Origin of the sequence: Nocardioides sp. AX2bis (assembly GCF_902506435.1) — a bacterium.
GTDB lineage: Bacteria > Actinomycetota > Actinomycetes > Propionibacteriales > Nocardioidaceae > Nocardioides.
Genome location: NZ_LR733215.1, coordinates 1,379,065 through 1,397,616 on the forward strand (window position 1 = coordinate 1,379,065; position 18,552 = coordinate 1,397,616).

The window sequence follows — 18,552 nt, forward strand, 5'->3', positions numbered from 1 at the left end:
GCGACGCTACATCGTCTGCCGGTCCGACTGTTGCTGGTACTGCACGGTCCTGGCGGGGAGGCTGGGTGCGTGACCCGCCGTGACTCCGCCCTCGCCGCCCTGGTGGCCCTGATCTGGGGCCTGAACTTCCTCGTCATCGACGCCGGGATGGACGGCGTCCCGCCCCTGCTCTTCCTGGCGGTGCGGTTCGTCGTCGTCCTGGTGCCGGCCGTGCTGCTGCTGCCGCGGCCGGACGTGCCGTGGCGGACGCTGGTCGCCGTCGGCACCCTGATGTCGCTCGGCCAGTTCGGGTTCCTCTACGTCGCCCTCGCCGCCGGGCTCCCGCCGGGCCTGGCCGCGCTCGTCCTGCAGGCCCAGGTCGTCTTCACGATCGTGATCGCGGCGGTCGCCCTGCGCGAGCGCCCCCGCCCGGCCCAGGTCGTCGGGGTCGCGGTCGCCGTCGTCGGTCTGGTCGTCGTCGCGCTGGGTCGCGGCGGAGCCGTACCGCTGGTGGCCCTGCTCCTCTGCCTGCTCGGGGCGCTGTCCTGGGGTGCGGGCAACGTGGTGTCGCGGGCGGCGGGGGTGCCCGGCGGTCTCGCGCTCACCGTGTGGTCGGCCCTGGTCGTGCCGCTGCCGGCCCTCGCCCTGTCGCTGCTGGTCGACGGTCCGGACGCGGTCGTCGCCGGCCTGGCCGCCTTCGGGTGGCAGGCGGCGCTGGCCACGCTCTACACCGCCGGGCTGGCCTCGTTGGTCGGGTACGGCATCTTCAACACGCTGCTGGCCCGCAACCGGGCCGCCGACGTCGTCCCCTGGATCCTGCTGGTCCCGGTCGTGGCGATGACGGCCGCCGCGGTCGCCGGGCGCGTGCCGACGACCGGTGAGGCCGTCGGCGGAGCGGTGATGGTCCTCGGCGCGCTGGTCAGCCTGCGGGCGCCGCGGGGCGTCAGGACCCCGGCCGGCCCGACTCCGTGTAGCGACCGCCCGGCTGGTCCAGCGCGTCCAGCGCGGCCACGACCCGTCGCGCGGTGAAGTCGGCGCAGCGGGCGTGCACCTCGTCCAGGTCGCAGAACCGGGCCGAGGCGATCTCCTTGGTCTCGCGCACGATGGCGTCGGTCAGCGACGCGTCGTGGGTGCCGCCGTCGAAGACCAGGCACAGCGCGTCGTCCCACCCGCTCCAGGCCGGCAGCCAGTCGGTCAGCAGCAGGCGGCCCGGCTCGATCGTGAGCGCGAGCTCCTCCTCGACCTCGCGCGCCACCGCGACCTGGGGGGACTCGCCGACCTCGACGACCCCACCGGGCAGGTCCCAGTCGCGCTTGTAGGTCAGCTGGCACAGCAGCACCCGGCCCGCGTCGTCCCGGAGCATCATCTGGCTGATCGCGCGCTTGCGGGGCAGGAAGGAGTTGAGCAGCGCACGGAAGCCGCCGGGTTCCTCGACCGGGGTGTCGGTGGCCAGGCGCGCGTAGACCACCTGGTCGCCCGCCACGCCGCGGCGTACGCCCTCGCGTTGGAGCCCCGCCCACGTCGCGACCCGGTGCGCCGCCGGGTCGTCGGCGGGGACGACGGCCTCGACCCGGCTGTGGTGGACCAGGGCCGAGCGCACCTCGCCGGACACCGCCGCCACCGCCCGCTGCCAGTCGTCGGCGGCGAGCCCGGCGTCCCAGGAGACGCGGGCCACGCCGTCCTCGACGGTGCTCAGGCGGGGCTGCGGATCCACCCGGTCAGCCTAGGACGCGACCGGTGGTGCCGGCCGCGGTCGGGGAGGGCGCCGTCGGCTCGAGCCGCTGCCGGAACCAGACCGTCGCCAGGGGCGGCACGGTGATGTCGGCGTACGCCGGCTGTCCCTGGTGCTCGCCCTCCACGGCGGTGACGCCGCCGAGGTTGCCGACGCCGGAGCCTGCGTAGGCCGCCGCGTCGGTGTTGAGCACCTCCTCCCAGGTGCCCGCCGCGGGCAGTGCGAGGCGGAAGTCGCCGTGAGGGGTGCCGGCGAAGTTCGTGACGCAGACCAGGTCCGGCACGGTGTCGTCCTCGGGCGCGCGACGCACGAACGAGAAGACGCTGCGCCCGGCGTCGTTGGCGTCGATCCAGGCGAACCCGGAGCCGTCGTCGTCGCGCACCCAGGCCGCGGGGGAGTCCCGGTAGACGGTGTTGAGGTCACGCACCAGGCCGTGCAGGCCCCGGTGCTCGGGGTGCTCGAGGAGCCACCAGTCGAGCTCGCGGGACTCGGCCCACTCCGCCTCCTGGCCGAACTCCTGACCCATGAAGAGCAGCTGCTTGCCGGGGTGCGCCCACATGAAGGCGTAGTAGGCCCGCAGCGTCGCCAGCTGCTGCCAGCGGTCCCCGGGCATCTTGCGCAACAGGGAGCCCTTGCCGTGCACGACCTCGTCGTGCGAGAGCGGCAGCACGAAGTTCTCGGTCCAGGCGTAGACGATCGAGAAGGTCAGCTCGCCGTGGTGGTAGGAGCGGTAGACCGGCTCCCGGGCCAGGTAGTCGAGCGTGTCGTGCATCCAGCCCATGTTCCACTTCAGGCCGAACCCGAGGCCGCCCTCGGAGGTCGGCGCGGTGACGCCCGGCCAGGAGGTGGACTCCTCGGCGATCGTCACGATGCCGGGCACCCGGCGGTAGGCGGTGGCGTTCATCTCCTGCAGGAACTGCACGGCCTCGAGGTTCTCGCGCCCGCCGTGGATGTTCGGCGTCCACTCGCCGGCCTGCCGGCCGTAGTCGAGGTAGAGCATCGAGGCGACGCCGTCGACGCGCAGCCCGTCGGCGTGGAACTCCTCGAGCCAGTAGATGGCGTTGGCGTAGAGGAAGTTGCGGACCTCGCGGCGCCCGAAGTTGAAGATGTGGGAGCCCCACTCCTGGTGCCAGCCGCGCTGCGGGTTGGGGTCCTCGTAGAGCGGCGTGCCGTCGAAGCGGGCCAGGGCCCACTCGTCGGTCGCGAAGTGGCCGGGCACCCAGTCCAGGATCACGCCGATCCCGGCCTGGTGCAGCCGGTCGACGAGGCGACGGAACCCGTCGGGGTCGCCGTACCGGGAGTCCGGGGCGAAGTAGGAGGTGACGTGGTAGCCCCAGGACCCGCCGAAGGGGTGCTGCATCACCGGCATCAGCTCGACGTGGGTGAAGCCCAGGTCGCTCAGGTACGGCACCAGGTCGTCGGCGATCTCGTCGTAGGACCAGTAGGTGGAGTCGGGGTGCCGCTTCCACGACCCGAGGTGCATCTCGTAGGTCGCCATCGGCTCGACGACCGGGCGGCGCTCGGCGCGCTGGGTCATCCACTCCTGGTCGTTCCAGGTGTGGGTCGACTCGAAGACGACCGAGGAGGTGCGAGGGGCGATCTCGGCCGCCGAGGCCATCGGGTCGGCCTTCTCGCGCCACTCGTCGTCGGGGCCGAGCAGGTGGAACTTGTACGACGTCCCGGTGCCGAGGCCGGGCACGAACAGCTCCCAGACCCCCGAGGTGCCCAGGTGGCGCATCGGGTGCTCGCGGCCGTCCCAGGAGTTGAAGTCCCCGCGCAGCCGCACGGCCTTGGCCGAGGGCGCCCAGACCGCGAACGACGTGCCGCTGATGGCCTCGCCGCCGGGCACCTCGTAGTGGTGCACGTGCGCGCCGAGGACGGTCCACAGCTGCTCGTGGCGCCCCTCGTTGACCAGGTGCAGGTCCATCTCGCCCAGGGTGGGCAGGAAGCGGTACGGGTCGTCGACCACGACGGTGTCGTCGCCGTAGGCGACCGCCACCCGGTAGTCGGGCACCTCGGCAACCGGCAGCACGCCGACCCAGACGCCCTCGTGCTCGTGGCGCAGCGGCGTCTCGGTGCCGTCATGCCGCACGACCACGGAGGTGGCCAGCGGGCGCAGGACGCGGACGGTGACGCCCCCGTCGTGCGGGTGGGCGCCGAGGATCGCGTGCGGGTCGCCGTGCCGGCCGAGGACCAGCTGGTCCAGCAGGTCGACGGGGACGGGTGCGGGGGAGGCGGTGGTGCTCATCGTTCTCCGATCCGAGCCACGGCAGCGAGCGGGATGGAGACCCAGGTGGGGCGGTTCCGGGTCTCGTAGACGCACTCGTAGACGGCCTTGTCGGCGGTGTACGCCGTCAGCAGGACGCGCTGGCTCTCGGTGAGGTCCCCGCCGGCGTAGGCCGTCAGGAAGTGGTTGCGGTTGCGGTGGGCCCACTCGTCGGCGCGGACGGCCAGCTGGGCGCTGACCTCCGGGTCGGTCTCGGCCCGGGTGCGCTCGACGACGTGCGGGGCGTAGTCGAAGGAGCGCAGCATGCCGGCGACGTCGCGCCACCGGGAGTCGGGCAGGGTCCGCTCCTCCAACGACTTGGCCGGTTCCCCCTCGAAGTCGACGATCTTCCAGCCCTCGGTGGTGCGCAGGGTCTGCCCGAGGTGGAGGTCGCCGTGGACCCGCTGCACGTGCAGCTCGCCGAGGTCGGCGACCGCGGCGAACACCTCGCGCAGCGCGGCCTCGTGCGCGGCCAGCTCGGGGACGACGGGCAGCGCGTCGTCGAGGCGCGCGCCCATCGTCGCGGCCAGCGCCCGAGCGTCGGTCGTGCCGGTCGGGAAGCCCTCACGCATCGCCTCGTGCACGGTGGCCAGGGACTGGCCGAGCCGGGTGGCCTCGCCGGCGAAGTCGCCGCCGACCTCGTGGGCGTGCAGGTCGCCCTCGGCGAAGAGGTTGCGCACGCTGGACAGCGCCAGGTCGAAGCCGTCCGTGGCGGTCCGCAGGAACTCCTGCAGCATCGCGAGGTGCAGCGGCTCCCCGGTGCCCTCGGGGTCGTCGAGCTGGACCCACCCGTAGAGCGCGGCGACCTGGTCGCTGCCGGCGCGGGTCAGGGCGGCGTGGATCTCGATGTCCGGGTTCGCGCCCGGGGTGACCTTGCGGAAGACCTTCAGCACGGCGTCCTCGCCGAACCGCACCGAGCTGTTGGACTGCTCGCCGGTGAAGAGCGACGCGGCCGTCTCGGGGTCCAGCTCGTGTCCCGGGAGCCGGTGGAAGCTCAGTCCGGTCGCCGGGTCGCCGACGCCGTCCTCGGTGCGGCTGGCGATGAAGCTGCGCAGCCAGCAGGCCATCGCCTCCCGGTCGTGCAGCGCGTCGTAGGCGTGCACCCAGCCGTGGTCGGGGTCCTCCCACCAGCCGATGAAGGCGTGGTCCAGGCGGTGCTCGGGGTGGGTGTAGCAGCTGAGCGGGACCTGGTACGTCTCCTGCTCGCCGCCGACGGGCCCGTCGGAGTAGGCGACGTCGACCAGGTGCAGGACGACCCGCGGGCCGCCGTCGAGGGCGCCGGGGACGGTGCCGACGCGGCGTACGCCCCGGACCTGCAGCGGACGGCCCTTGCCGCCGAACCAGCGGGTCCGGCCGAGGTAGGTCTCGAACGCGCCCGCGTCGAGGTGGGCGGGGATGGCGGGCTGGCTCACAGCAGCTGTCCCTCCTCGTGGGTCTCCGGCGTGGTCAGCCGGAACCAGTAGAACCCGTAGCCGCCGAGCGTGAGCAGGTAGGGCAGCTCACCGATGGCGGGGAACGGCACGCCGCCGAGCATCTCGACCGGCACCAGGCCCTCGAAGCGGCGCAGGTCGAGCTCCACCGGCTGCGGGAAGCGGGAGAGGTTGTTGACGCACAGGATGATGTCGTCCCCGCCCTCCTCGGTGTGGTGCTCGCGCACGTACGACAGCACCGTGGAGTTGGAGCCGCCGAGGTCGGCGAAGGTGCCGAGGCCGAAGGCGTGGTGGCCGCGTCGGGCGTGGATCAGCCGCCGGGTCCAGTGCAGCAGCGAGGAGGTGTTCTCCAGCTGCGCCTCGACGTTGACGCTCTGGTAGCCGTACACCGGGTCCTGGACCGCCGGCAGGGCGAGCTTGCCGGGGGTGGCCTGGGAGAAGCCCGCGTTGCGGTCGGGGGTCCACTGCATCGGGGTGCGCACGCCGTCGCGGTCGCCGAGCCAGATGTTGTCGCCCATCCCGATCTCGTCGCCGTAGTAGAGGACCGGCGAACCGGGCAGCGAGAGCAGCAGCGCGGTGAACAGCTCGATCTGGTTGACGTCGTTGTCGAGCAGCGGGGCCAGCCGTCGGCGGATGCCGATGTTGGCCTTCATCCGCGGGTCCTTGGCGTACTCGTTCCACATGTAGTCGCGGTCGTCGTCGGTGACCATCTCGAGGGTCAGCTCGTCGTGGTTGCGCAGGAAGATGCCCCACTGGCAGCCGTGCGGGATCGGCGGCGTCTGGGCGAGGATCTCCGAGATCGGGAAGCGCGACTCGCGGCGCACCGCCATGAAGATGCGCGGCATCACCGGGAAGTGGAAGCACATGTGGCACTCGTCGCCACCGGACTCGACGTCACCGAAGTAGTCGACGACGTCGGCCGGCCACTGGTTGGCCTCGGCCAGCAGGACGCGTCCGGGGTACTTGTCGTCGACGTAGCGGCGGACCTTGCGCAGGAACTCGTGGGTCTCGGGGAGGTTCTCGCCGTTGGTGCCGGGACGCTCGTACAGGTAGGGCACCGCGTCGAGGCGGAACCCGTCCAGGCCCATGTCGAACCAGAACGACAGCGCCTCGATGATCGCGTCGTGGACCGCCGGGTTGTCGAAGTTCAGGTCCGGCTGGTGGCTGAAGAAGCGGTGCCAGTAGTACTGCTGGCGCACCGGGTCCCAGGTCCAGTTCGACGGCTCCGTGTCGACGAAGATCACGCGCGCGTCCTGGTAGAGCTCGTCGGTGTCGGACCAGACGTAGAAGTCGCCGTACGGGCCGTCGGGGTCCGAGCGGCTGGCCTGGAACCACGCGTGCTGGTCGCTGGTGTGGTTCATGACGAAGTCGATGATCACGCGGATGCCGCGGGCGTGCGCCTCGTCGAGCAGGTGGTGGAAGTCGTCGACCGTGCCGCACTCGGGGAGGATGTTCTGGTAGTCGGCGACGTCGTATCCGCCGTCGCGCAGCGGCGAGGTCATGAACGGCGGCAGCCAGATGCAGTCCACGCCGAGCCACTCGAGGTAGTCGAGCTTCTCGGTCAGGCCCTTGAAGTCGCCGACGCCGTCGCCGTTGGAGTCGCGGAACGAGCGGACGAGCACCTCGTAGAACACCGCGGTCTTGAACCACTCGGGGCTGGTGTCCCCGCTGGTGCCCTCCGGGATCGTGCTCTCCTCGTGCTCGGGGTCGACGCGGTCCGGGTCGTGCTCGGTCGGTGCCAGGTCGGCACTGGTCACGGGTTGCTCCTCAGCGTCAGGACGTGTGCGGGCTCGTGGTGCGGGTCGAGGCGGACGTAGTTGTGCTGCCCCCAGTGGAACTCCTCGCCGGTGATCTCGTCGCGCACGGTCAGGCCGTCGTGCCAGTCCAGGCCGAGCGCGGGGAGGTCGAGGTGGATCGTGGTCTCGCGGGTCGCGTGCGGGTCGAGGTTGACCACCGCGATCACCGTGTCGGTGGTGCCGTCGTCGAGCCGGGCCTGCTTGGAGAAGACCAGGACCTGCTCGTCGTCGCTGCTGTGGATGACGACGTTGCGCAGCTGCTGCAGCGCGGGGTGGTCGCGGCGGACCTGGTTCAGCCGCGTGAGGTACGGCGCCAGGGTGCGGCCCTCGGCCGCCGCGCCGTCCCAGTCGCGGACACGGACCTGGAACTTCTCGGTGTCCAGGTACTCCTCGCTGCCCGGGCGGACGGCGACGTGCTCGTACAGCTCGTACCCGGCGTAGACGCCCCAGCTGGGCGAGCCCAGCGCGGCGATCACGGCCCGGACCTTGAACGCCGGCGGCCCGCCGTACTGCAGGTAGGAGTGCAGGATGTCGGGGGTGTTGACGAAGAAGTTCGGCCGCATCATGTGGTCGGACTCCGTCGCCACCTCGGTGAGGTACGACTCGATCTCCCACTTCGCGGTGCGCCAGGTGAAGTAGGTGTAGCTCTGGTGGAAGCCGACCGAGCCGAGGCCGTGCATCATCGCCGGGCGGGTGAACGCCTCGGACAGGAACAGCACGTCGGGGTCGGTGCGGCGGATCTCCTTGAGCAGCCACTCCCAGAAGGCCAGCGGCTTGGTGTGGGGGTTGTCGACCCGGAAGACGCGCACGCCGTGGCTCATCCAGTGCTTGACCACGCGCAGGACCTCGCGGCAGATGCCGGCCGGGTCGTTGTCGAAGTTGACCGGGTAGATGTCCTGGTACTTCTTCGGCGGGTTCTCGGCGTAGGCGATCGTGCCGTCGGCGCGGGTGGTGAAGAACTCGGGGTGCTCGGTGACCCACGGGTGGTCCGGCGCGGCCTGGAGCGCGAGGTCGAGGGCGACCTCGATGTCGAGCTCCTTGGCGCGGGCCACGAAGGCGTCGAAGTCCTCGATCGTGCCGAGGTCGGGGTGCACGGCGTCGTGCCCGCCGTCCTTGGACCCGATCGCCCACGGCGAGCCGGGGTCGTCCGGCCCGGGGGTCAGGGTGTTGTTGGGGCCCTTGCGGTTGACCTCGCCGATCGGGTGGATCGGGGGCAGGTAGAGGATGTCGAAGCCCATCGCGGCCACGGCCGGGAGCCGTTCGGCGGCGGTGCGGAAGGTGCCGGTGACGACCTTCCCGGTGGCCTCGTCGACGCGGGCGCCCTCGGAGCGCGGGAAAAACTCGTACCAGCTGCCGAACAGGGCCCGGGAGCGGTCGGCGTAGGCGCGGAACGGGCCCTCGACGGTGACCAGCTCGCGCAGCGGGTGGGCGCGCAGGACCGACCACAGGTCGTCGGCCTGCAGCTGGGCCAGCCGTGCCTCGTCGGGGCGGCTGGTGTCGGTGGCGGCCTCCAGCGCGCCGTCGAGCAGGGCGCGCTCGGCGGGCGTGGCCGTGGTGGGGAGGTCGGCGACCTGCCTCTCCACCAGCAGCCGGGCCTCCGCGAACATGAGCTCGACGTCGAGGCCGGCCGGCACCTTGATGCCGGCAGCGTGGTCCCAGGTGTCCCAGGGGTCGGCCCAGGCGTGGACCTCGAAGGTCCAGGCACCCTCCTGGTCGGGGGTCACCCACGCCTCGTAGCGGTCCGGCGGGTCGGCCAGCTTGACCATCCGCACCGGCGCCCGCCGTACGCCGTCGGGCCCGGTGAGCACGACCTCGGCAGCGAGGCTGTCGTGGCCCTCGCGGAACACCGTGGCCCGGACGGGGAAGGACTCGCCGTCCGTCGCCTTCGCAGGCTGCCGCCCCAGGTCGACGACGGGCATCACGTCCATGACAGGGATACGACCAACCATCCCTCAACCCTTGCGGCTCCACCCGGGCACCGCAAGCCGACCCCCTCGCCCCCAGGGGTGGGGACCGGCGACCAGGGGTGAAGCCGCAGCAGTGGTACGCCGCCTCGGTGGTCGAGGAGCGACCCGGTGGTCGAGGAGCGAGCGCAGCGAGCGTCACGAGACCCAAGGCGGTGGCCCCGGTGGTCGAGGAGCGAGCGCAGCGAGCGTCACGAGACCCAAGGCGGTGGGCCCCGGTGGTCGAGGAGTGAGCGCAGGGTCGCCCCGGTGGTCGAGGAGCGAGCGCAGCGAGCGTCACGAGACCCAAGGCGGTGCCCCCGGTGGTCGAGGAGTGAGCGCAGGGTGGCCCCGGTGGTCGAGGAGGGAGCGCAGGGTGGCCCCGGTGGTCGAGGAGGGAGCGCAGCGAGCGTTACGAGACCCAAGGCGGTGGGCCCCGGTGGTCGAGGAGCGAGCGCAGGGTGGGCCCCGGTGGTCGAGGAGGGAGCGCAGCGAGCGTCACGGGACCCGGTGCGGTGGGCACCGGTGGTCGAGGAGTGAGCGCAGCGAGCGTCACGAGATCGTCACCCGGACGTCCACACCGACCGTCCGCGACCGCCTCGTCCACAACGCCGGCCGAGCCGCCGACGTACCTGCCGGTGGGCCGACACCCTGAGGCATGGCCTGGGTCTACATGCTCCGTTGCCGGGACGGCTCGTACTACGTCGGCAGCACCATCGATCTCGAGCGGCGTCTCGCCCAGCACCAGGCCGGGGAGGGCGCCTCGTACACGCGTCGGCGCCGCCCGGTCGTGCTCGTGTGGGCACGGGAGACGGCGTCCGTGCGGGATGCCTTCCTCTTCGAGAAGCAGGTGCAGAACTGGGGGCGCGCCAAGCGCGAGGCCCTGATCAGGGACGACTCGGCCGCGTTGCGGGCGTTGGCGAGCAGACGTCGTCCGGGACCGTGAGGACACGGCGACCGGGTGAAGGTCTCGTGACGCTCGCTGGCGCTCGCTCCTCGACCACCGGGGTGGCTCGTCGTCTCGTGACGCTCGCTGGCGCTCGCTCCTCGACCAGCGGGTCGTGGGTCTCGTGACGCTCGCTGGCGCTCGCTCCTCGACCAGCGGGCCGTGGGTCTCGTGACGCTCGCTGCGCTCGCTCCTCGACCAGCGGGGTGGCCGGCGCTCGCTCCTCGGCCACCGGGGGCGGGTGGTGCCCGCCCCCGGTGCCGTCGTCAGCGGGTGAAGGCCTGGAGCTCGCTGGCGTGGACGATCGTGCCGCGGTCGGAGGCCGTGGCGCAGTCGGTGTCGTTGAGCGGGTCCTCGTCCTGCTCCCCGGCGTAGCCGGCGAAGCCGGTGCACTGGTTCTCCAGGGTGACCAGCCGCAGCGCGGAGGCCGTGGTCGCGGGCACCGCGAAGGAGCGCATCGTCAGGTCGGGGGCGACCGGCCGGGGCTGACGCCCCGGGAAGGCGTCGCCCTTGCTGGTGAAGACGCGCTTCCACGTCGCACCGTCGGTGTCGCAGGCCCGCACGCAGGCCTCGATCGCGAAGCGGCGCAGCGCGGTGAAGCGCGACCCCGAGTCCGGGTCCTCGTCGACCTGCGCCAGCGGGAGCCCGTCGTCGCCGGTGGCGGCGGGGGTGAGCATCGCGCTGACCTGGACCCGACGGACCGTCGAGCGCCCGCCGGCGAGGTCCACGGAGACGTACGGGCGGCTCTCGTCGACGTTCGTCTCCGTCACCCCGCCCCAGTTCGTGGCCTCCGTGCCGTCGATGAGGAGGTCGGCGTTCAGCGACCCCGCGCTGGCCTCGATCACCTCGGCACCCGCGGCCGACGACGCGAGGTTGGTGCGGTCACCGAGCGCGCGGACGACCCGCTGACCGGCTCCGACCTTCAGCGAGAAGCGCTGGAAGCCGCCCTTCGGCGAGACGTGCAGCATCCGGTACGTCCCCGGCGCCATGGACAGCGTGTTGTCGAGCCGGGTGCCGCGCAGCGTGTCGGCCACCGGGGTGGCGCGGGCCTCGTAGTCGCCCACGTAGAACCGGCCCGGCAGGCCGCCGCGCAGGGTGACCCGGCCGTTGTCGGCGGTGGGGGAGGCGAAGCTGGGGGTGGTGTCGCCGGAGTCGGCGTCGGGCACCGAGGCACCCACGCCCATCCCGCGGCGGGCGAAAGCGTCCCACATGACCTTCACGTCCTGGCCACCGAAGCGCATCCGGTCCGCGGCGATCATGGCGTCGCGGGCGTCGAGCATCGACGTGGCGCCCTGCTGGAGCAGGAACGAGTCGAAGATCAGCTGCACCCAGCGCCGGTTGCCCGGGCAGGAGGCCGGCGGCAGGGCGTAGTCAGGCGTGGCCTGCGCGCAGAGCAGCTGGCGACCGGCGTTCTGGTAGTCGTAGTCGCCGCCGCGGGCGTCGAGCCGGTCGACGATGGCCTGCCGCACGCTCCACTGCGTGCCGTTCCAGATCTCGCCGTCGGCGTGGACCTCGTCGCCGGTGGTGTCGAAGCCGTAGTCGGAGTAGTTCAGCGGGTTGCGGTTGATGGCGTAGTCGCGGATCGCGACGTCCTCGTTGCCGGTGGCGTAGACGCCGACGGCCCAGATGTTCCCGCCGTTGTCGTAGCCGTGGGAGAACTGGTACTCCGCAGCGACCAGGTCGCTCCAGGACTCGCCCATGGCCGCGCCCTGGTTGGAGGTCAGGCCCTCGTCGGGCCCGGCGACCATCCGGTTGCTGATCGCGTGGGTGTACTCGTGCCCGACGATGCCCATGTCCAGGCCACCGTCGGTGCACGGGGCGTAGAAGGCGCCTGCGATCGGCTGGAACAGGTACTGGTTGGTGATGCCGGGGATGCCGTCCTGCAGCGTGATCTGGTTGGCGTTGTCCCGGCCGAGGTACGTCGGCTGGCCGCCGGTGATCGCGCCGGCCTGAGCGTTCCCGATCTCCTGGTCGCCCTCGACGCCGCCGCGGCCGAGGTTGTCGAGCTGCATGTTGTAGTTGCCCTCGTCGAAGCCGAGGTAGTACGAGTAGTCGTGCATCCGGTTGTGGACCGAGAACAGGTTCGTGACCGAGGCGAGGATGTCGTTGCCGCCCGGCGTGAGCTCGGCCGGGTTGCAGCCGGAGTTGTTCCAGGCGTCGGTGAACTCGTCGGTGTAGTCCTGGGTCGGCGAGACCGGCGCCTGCGCCAGCCCGCCCGGCGCGAGCGGGTTGCCCCACGCCTCGTGGGTGTTGGCGTTGTTGCCGATCGTGGTGAAGGACGGCACCTGGGCGTTGGTCAGGAAGTCCCAGGGCCCGGGGGCGGCGACGTTGTTCAGCCGGCCGGTGGGCAGCGTGCAGTCGCCCGCGGCCTCACGGGAGGTGAACCAGCACCCGATGACGCTGTTGGTGGGCGTGCCCTGGACGCTGTTGTCGTTCGGGTTGGCGGTGAAGAAGCGCCAGCGCGGCGAACCCTCGGCGGTGTTGCCGGTGCCGCCGCCCTCGGGTGTCGTGGTGTCGCTGCTCAGCACCGACAGGGCGTAGTCGCCCGGCGGCAGGAACGGCACGGTCGGGTCCGCGAACGGGCAGACCTGGGCGGAGTAGACCCCGGCCGGGATCTCCTCGGCGGTGTAGGTCGCCACCTCGGGGCTGGTGCCCGTGTCGGCGCTGGCGAGCAGGTCGCCGGAGGGGTCGAAGATCCTGACCTCGATGTCGTTGAGCGTGTTGGCCATCAGGCCCGCGGCCACGAGCTGCCGGGTGTTGCCGTCGGTGAGCTCGAACTCATGCATCGGCCCGCACTCGGTCGCGGTCACCTGGCCCTGGAACGGGTAGGCGTCGTTGTTGTTCTCGACCTGGTTCTCGCGGTGCAGCACCTCGCCCGAGACGGCGTCCACCATCACGGTGTACGCGCTGGTCGCGCCGCCCGCGACGTTGACCACGTTGGCCTCGATCACCGGCCGGACGGTCCCGTCGGCAACGGCGAGGGCGCCCAACCGGGCCTGCTGCTCCTGGACGAGGCCCGGCACCTTCAGCCGGGTCCATCCCTTGCGCACGTCACTGGTGATGTCACCGACCGCGGGGATGTTGGCGCCCACGCTCTCGGCGGCGGTGACCCAGCCCTCGAGCGGGGTCATCCGCGGCTCCGCCTCGACCGATGGCATGGCCTCCGGGTCGCGGACCAGGGACGAGGAGACGTACGCGATCTTCCCCTCGGCGACGCCGACGGTGACCATCGAGCCGATCGAGGGCTTGAGCCCGTCGAAGCGCTGACGGAACAGGACCGCGCGGGCCTTGCTGCCGACCAGCTCCTGCGACTCCACCAGCTCCAGGTTCGCCTCGGACAGGTCGGCGGCGGTGAGGCCGAAGACGCCCGCGTGGCCCTGGAGCCACGCCCGCGCCGCGTCTGCCGGCGACCCGGGGGCCGCGCCGAGCGAGCCGTCGACCGGCAGCAGGGACGAGGGGGTGCCGAACCGGTTCCACCGCACGTCACGCACGCCGAGCCGCGCGACCGCGTCGCGCTGGGCTGCGAGCGCCTTCACGGTGCCGCGGAGGTCGACGTCCTCGAGCCCGCCGACGGCGTCGCCGGGGGTGATCAGCGGGACCGGGGTCGGGCCCGGGTCGGCCGCGGCGGCCGGCGCCGTGGCTGGTGGAGCGGCGCTGGCGCTGGCCGTCAGCTGGGTCAGGCCCGGCAGCAGTGCGGTGGTGAGGGCGGCGGTGGCCAGGGCTGCGTGACGACCGCGCCAGGCGGTCCGAGGTGTCATGCAGCCCCCAACGGGGGTGGGGGACGGCGGTTACGCCGACCTCGGCAAAGGGCACGGAACTTTCACGACCGAAACGTTTGGATCGTTCCAGGCGGGCCGCTAGCGTCCTGCCGTGCGCGCCTTCCGACGGTTCACCGTCCGCCCCGTCCTCCCGCCGGCCCTCGACGCGCTGGGGGAGCTGGCCGCCAACCTGCGCTGGTCGTGGCACCCCGCGACGCAGGACCTCTTCGCCGAGGTCGACGCCGTGCGCTGGGAGACGACCGGCCACGACCCCGTACGCCTGCTCGGCGAGGTGGGCCGCGAGCGCTTCGACGAGCTCGCCGCGGACGAGGGGTTCACCGGCCGGCTCGCGGCCCTGCGCGCGGACCTGCAGGCCTACCTGACCGAGGACCGCTGGTTCCAGCGCACGCAGGTGCACGGCACCGACGGGGGCCCCGGCGGCGGCCCGCGCGCGATCGCGTACTTCTCCCCGGAGTTCGGGATCACCGCGGTGCTCCCGCAGTACTCCGGCGGCCTGGGCATCCTGGCCGGCGACCACCTCAAGGCCGCCTCCGACCTCGGGGTGCCGATCGTCGGCGTCGGTCTGCTCTACCGGCACGGCTACTTCACCCAGTCGCTGGACCGCGACGGGTGGCAGCAGGAGAGCTACCCCGTCCTCGACCCCGACGGGCTCCCGGTCACGCTGCTGCGCGAGGCCGACGGCACCCCCGCCCAGGTCACCATCGCGATGCCCGACGGCCCCGACCTGGTCGCGCGGGTCTGGGTGGCCCAGGTCGGACGGGTGCCGCTGCTCGCGCTCGACACCGACGTCGAGGCCAACCCCGAGTCGTACCGTGAGGTCACCGACCGGCTCTACGGCGGCACCAGCGAGCACCGGCTGCGCCAGGAGCTGCTCCTGGGCGTGGGTGGCGTGCGGGCGCTGCGGGCGTTCTCCCGGATCACCGGCCACCCGGCGCCCGAGGTCTTCCACACCAACGAGGGGCACGCGGGCTTCCTGGGCCTGGAGCGGATCCGCGAGCTGACGGTGGCCGAGGACGGGCCGCACCTGGACTTCGACACCGCGCTCGAGCTCGGCCGCGCGTCGACCGTCTTCACCACCCACACCCCGGTCCCGGCCGGCATCGACCGCTTCGCGCGGTCCCTGGTCGAGCAGTACTTCGGCGTCGGCGGTGCCGTCCCCGGCGTCCCGCTGGACCGGGTGCTGGCGCTCGGCGCGGAGGACTACGTCGGCGGCGAGAGCGGCGTGTTCAACATGGCGGTGATGGGCTTCCGGCTCGCCCAGCGGGCCAACGGCGTCTCGTTGCTGCACGGCGAGGTCAGCCGCGGCATGTTCAACGGGCTGTGGCCTGCCTTCGACGAGGCCGAGGTGCCGATCGGGTCGATCACCAACGGCGTGCACGCCCCGACGTGGACCGCGCGCGAGATCGTCGAGCTGGCCGTCGCCCGCGGCGCCGACCCGCGCTCCGACGACACCGACCCGTTCTGGGCGGCCGTGGACACGGTGCCCGACACCGAGATGTGGGCGGTCAAGCGCGTCCTGCGCGAGCGGCTGGTGCACGAGGCGCGCCGCCGTACCCGGGCCTCCTGGGCGCAGCGTGGCGCGTCCCCGGCCGAGCTCGGCTGGGTCGACGACGTGCTCGACCCGGACGTCCTGACCATCGGCTTCGCGCGGCGGGTGCCGTCGTACAAGCGGCTCACGCTGATGCTGCGCGACCCCGAGCGGCTCAAGCGGCTGCTGCTGCACCCCGAGCGCCCCGTGCAGCTGGTCATCGCCGGCAAGTCGCACCCGGCCGACGACGGCGGCAAGCGGCTGATCCAGCAGCTGGTGCGCTTCTCCGACGACCCCGAGGTGCGCCACCGCATCGTCTTCCTGCCGGACTACGACATCGCGATGGCCCAGCCGCTCTACCCCGGCTGCGACGTCTGGCTCAACAACCCGCTCCGCCCGTACGAGGCCTGCGGCACGTCGGGGATGAAGGCGGCCCTGAACGGCGGCCTCAACCTGTCGATCCTCGACGGCTGGTGGGACGAGTGGTACGACGGCGGCAACGGCTGGGCGATCCCCTCCGCCGACGGCGTCGAGGACGCCGACCGTCGCGACGACCTCGAGGCGCACGCGCTCTACGACCTGATCGAGCACGAGGTCGCGCCGCGGTTCTACGACCTCGACGCGGACGGCGTTCCCCCGCGCTGGATCGCGATGCTGCGCCACACGCTGAAGTCGCTCGGCCCGAAGGTGCTCGCGACGCGGATGGTGCGTGACTACGTCCGCCAGCTCTACACCCCGGCCGCCACCACGGGCCGCCGCCTGGAGGGCGACCACACCGGTGCGGCCGCCCTCGCCGCGTGGAAGCGCCACGTCCTGGCCGGCTGGTCGGGCGTCGCCGTCGAGCACGTCGAGAGCGACGGCGTCAGCGACCTCGTCCAGGTCGGCGACCGGCTGGGCGTCCGCGCGTTCGTCGCGCTCGGCGACCTCGCCCCCGGCGACGTCACCGTCCAGCTCGTGCACGGCTCGCCCGACGACACCGACCGGCTGCGCGAGGCCGAGGTCGTCCCGCTCACGCTCGCGGAGTCGTACGACGGGGGTCGCCACCGCTTCGAGGCCACGGTCCCGCTGACCCGCGCCGGCGGCTTCGGCTACACCGTCCGCGTGGTGCCGCACCACGAGATGCTCGCCACCGACGCCGAGCTCGGCGTGGTCTCGCTGCCCGCGGGCGGCTGAGCCGGTCGTACGGCTCCTCGCGTGCCTGAGGACGCGCCATCGCGCGTCCTCAGGCACGCGCCGCACTTTTCCGGCCCGTGCTTGACGACAGTGCAGCGGATCGGTGCCACCAGCTGGCACCGATCCGCTGCACTGTCGGTCTGGGGCTCGCCGGCTGGCACACTTCTCCCGTGGTCGTCTCCTTGCTCCTGGTCCTCCTCCTGCTGGTCGGCGGGTTCTGAGCCGTGGTCGCGAGCCGGACCGCCCGGGAGAAGAAGGCCGCCGCCCAGGCCGGTCCGTTGGCCCGGGTCCGCATCGACCTCGGTGACGAGGGGCAGTTCCTCTACAAGATCACCTGCTCGGAGTGCACCGCCCGCGGTCACCGCAGCTGGTCGGCCTACCGGCCCGGTGAGGACAACGGGTTCATGGCCGCGACGGACCGGTGGATCTTCCACCTGCGCGAGAAGCATCCCGAGGCCGACGCGCCGTGCCTGGAGTTCGCGCCGGCCGCCGAGCAGCGGCTGCAGGAGCGGCGCGACCGCGAGGCCGGGGCCGGCCCGGCCTGAGCCCTGGCGCGGCATGGTCTGATGTCGCGGTGGACCGCACCCTCGACGTCGACTACCTGGTGATCGGCGCCGGCGCCGCCGGCATGGCCTTCACCGACGCCCTCATCGACCACGCCGACGTGCGGGTGGCCCTGGCCGACCGGCGCGACGGGCCCGGGGGGCACTGGCGCAGGGCGTACCCCTTCGTCCGGCTGCACCAGGCCTCCTCGTTCTACGGCGTGGCCTCGACCGTGCTCGGCGGCGGGCGAGTGCAGCAGGACGGGCCGGAGGCGGGCCTGCACGAGCGGGCCGACCAGCCCACGATCCTGGCGTACTACGAGGACGTGCTGGCCGAGCGGATGACCGGCCCCGGTCGCGTCGAGCTCCTGCCCGGCTGCGACGTCGAGGGCCGCGTGGTCGTCGACCGGACCACGGGGGAGCGGTGGTCGGTGCCCGAGCGGTGCCGGGTCGTCGACGCGCGCTACCTCGCCCCGGAGATCCCGGCCGAGACGCCGCCGCGCTTCCACGTCGGCGAGGGCGTCCGGGTGGTGCCGGTCAACGACCTGGAGCAGGTCCAGGACGCGGGCCAGGTCGTCGTCGTGGGCTCGGGCAAGACGGCGACCGACGCGGTCGTACGCCTCCTCGCCCGCGGCACCGACCCGGACGCGATCTGCTGGGTCCGTCCTCGCGAGCCGTGGATGCTGAACCGGGCGGTCGTGCAGCCGGACCCGGAGGTGTACCTCGGCATGGTCGCGGAGATGATGCGGCTGTCCTCGACGGCCGCGTCGCTGCCCGACCTCTTCGTCGACCTCGAGGGCGCCGGGATCATGCTGCGCATCGACCCGGCGGTCACGCCGACGATGGCCAAGGCGCCGACGCTCGGGGCGTGGGAGCTCGCGGAGCTGCGCCGCGTCGAGCACGTCGTACGCCTCGGCCACGTCACCGCCGCGCTCCCGGGCCGGCTCGAGCTCGACGGCGGGTCGGTCGACCTCGCGCCCGACGCGGTCGTGCTCAACTGCGCGGCCGACGGCCTGAAGAACCGGCCGCTCCTCCCGGTCTGGGGCGACGACGCGATCACGCTGCAGCCCGTACGGGCCGGCTTCCCCTGCTTCGGGGCCGCCCTGATCGGCTACGTCGAGGCCACCCGGGACGACGACGAGGAGAAGAACCGGCTCTGCCCGCCGTCGTCCCTCGGCAACACGCTCGAGGACTGGGCCCGGATGAACGTCACCGGCCTGCGCAGCGCCGCGGCCTTCGCGGCGGCGCCCGACGTCAAGCAGTGGGCCGACCGGGTCGCGCTCAACCCGGCCCGGGTCGCCCCGGACCACCCCGGCTCGCCGGGCCTCGACGAGGCGCGTGCCGCGCTGGCCCGGTACGTGCCGGCCGGCGTCGCCCGGCTGGCCGAGCTCGCCGGCCCGGCTTGACCACGCCCCGGACGCCCCGGACGCCCCGGACG

11 protein-coding genes are annotated in these 18,552 nt (G+C 72.7%); 5 read left to right on the forward strand and 6 right to left on the reverse strand.

Annotated elements, in window-relative coordinates; all coding sequences use genetic code 11:
- The first annotated feature begins 69 nt into the window (after positions 1–69).
- A complete protein-coding gene (locus tag GV155_RS06620; protein WP_160006365.1) occupies positions 70–1,008 on the forward strand; it encodes an EamA family transporter in 939 nt (312 codons plus the stop codon).
- Here the strand turns inward: GV155_RS06620 and GV155_RS06625 are convergent.
- From GV155_RS06625 to GV155_RS06645, 5 genes are all read right to left on the reverse strand, one after another.
- Positions 923–1,693 (reverse strand): NUDIX domain-containing protein, encoded by a 771-nt coding sequence (locus GV155_RS06625; protein ID WP_160006367.1) that lies wholly within the window; start codon positions 1,691–1,693, stop codon positions 923–925. The genes GV155_RS06620 and GV155_RS06625 overlap by 86 nt on opposite strands.
- 4 nt (positions 1,694–1,697) lie before the next feature.
- Positions 1,698–3,959 carry a 1,4-alpha-glucan branching protein GlgB gene (glgB, locus tag GV155_RS06630; protein WP_160006369.1) on the reverse strand — a complete coding sequence of 754 codons (2,262 nt, stop codon included), beginning with the start codon at positions 3,957–3,959 and terminating at the stop codon, positions 1,698–1,700.
- Positions 3,956–5,389: a maltokinase N-terminal cap-like domain-containing protein gene (locus GV155_RS06635; RefSeq protein ID WP_160006371.1), complete on the reverse strand. Its 1,434-nt coding sequence runs from the start codon at positions 5,387–5,389 to the stop codon at positions 3,956–3,958. The genes glgB and GV155_RS06635 overlap by 4 nt, the downstream gene beginning before the upstream one ends.
- Positions 5,386–7,092, reverse strand: coding sequence for a maltose alpha-D-glucosyltransferase (gene treS, locus GV155_RS06640; protein ID WP_236554460.1), 1,707 nt, complete (start codon positions 7,090–7,092; stop codon positions 5,386–5,388). Before treS ends, GV155_RS06635 begins: the two co-directional genes overlap by 4 nt.
- A 68-nt stretch (positions 7,093–7,160) precedes the next feature.
- Positions 7,161–9,131, reverse strand: coding sequence for a maltotransferase domain-containing protein (locus tag GV155_RS06645; protein ID WP_236554097.1), 1,971 nt, complete (start codon positions 9,129–9,131; stop codon positions 7,161–7,163).
- A gap of 673 nt (positions 9,132–9,804) precedes the next feature.
- Here GV155_RS06645 and GV155_RS06650 point away from each other — a divergent pair.
- Positions 9,805–10,092: a GIY-YIG nuclease family protein gene (locus tag GV155_RS06650; RefSeq protein WP_160006377.1), complete on the forward strand. Its 288-nt coding sequence runs from the start codon at positions 9,805–9,807 to the stop codon at positions 10,090–10,092.
- 266 nt (positions 10,093–10,358) lie between these two features.
- Here the strand turns inward: GV155_RS06650 and GV155_RS06655 are convergent, their stop codons facing one another.
- On the reverse strand, positions 10,359–13,850 hold the full coding sequence (locus GV155_RS06655) for a M36 family metallopeptidase (RefSeq protein ID WP_160006379.1): 3,492 nt from the start codon (positions 13,848–13,850) through the stop codon (positions 10,359–10,361).
- A gap of 112 nt (positions 13,851–13,962) precedes the next feature.
- On the opposite strand from GV155_RS06655, the gene glgP reads away from it, so the two are divergent.
- From glgP to GV155_RS06670, 3 genes are all read left to right on the forward strand, one after another.
- The gene (gene glgP, locus GV155_RS06660) at positions 13,963–16,572 is read left to right on the forward strand and encodes an alpha-glucan family phosphorylase (protein WP_160006381.1); all 2,610 of its coding nucleotides are present in this window, start codon (positions 13,963–13,965) and stop codon (positions 16,570–16,572) included.
- Between the two features lie 224 nt (positions 16,573–16,796).
- The gene (locus GV155_RS06665) at positions 16,797–17,117 is read left to right on the forward strand and encodes a hypothetical protein (protein WP_160006383.1); all 321 of its coding nucleotides are present in this window, start codon (positions 16,797–16,799) and stop codon (positions 17,115–17,117) included.
- Positions 17,118–17,146: 29 nt separating this feature from the next.
- Positions 17,147–18,520: an NAD(P)-binding protein gene (locus tag GV155_RS06670; protein WP_160006385.1), complete on the forward strand. Its 1,374-nt coding sequence runs from the start codon at positions 17,147–17,149 to the stop codon at positions 18,518–18,520.
- Positions 18,521–18,552 lie beyond the last annotated feature (32 nt).

What these genes read in the sequence shown, in the direction of transcription:
- glgB (WP_160006369.1), bottom strand. Translation starts at nt 3,959, where the DNA reads ATGAGCACCACCGCCTCCCCCGCACCCGTCCCCGTCGACCTGCTGGAC.
- GV155_RS06650 (WP_160006377.1), top strand. Translation starts at nt 9,805, where the DNA reads ATGGCCTGGGTCTACATGCTCCGTTGCCGGGACGGCTCGTACTACGTC.
- GV155_RS06645 (WP_236554097.1), bottom strand. Translation starts at nt 9,131, where the DNA reads ATGGACGTGATGCCCGTCGTCGACCTGGGGCGGCAGCCTGCGAAGGCG.
- GV155_RS06655 (WP_160006379.1), bottom strand. Translation starts at nt 13,850, where the DNA reads ATGACACCTCGGACCGCCTGGCGCGGTCGTCACGCAGCCCTGGCCACC.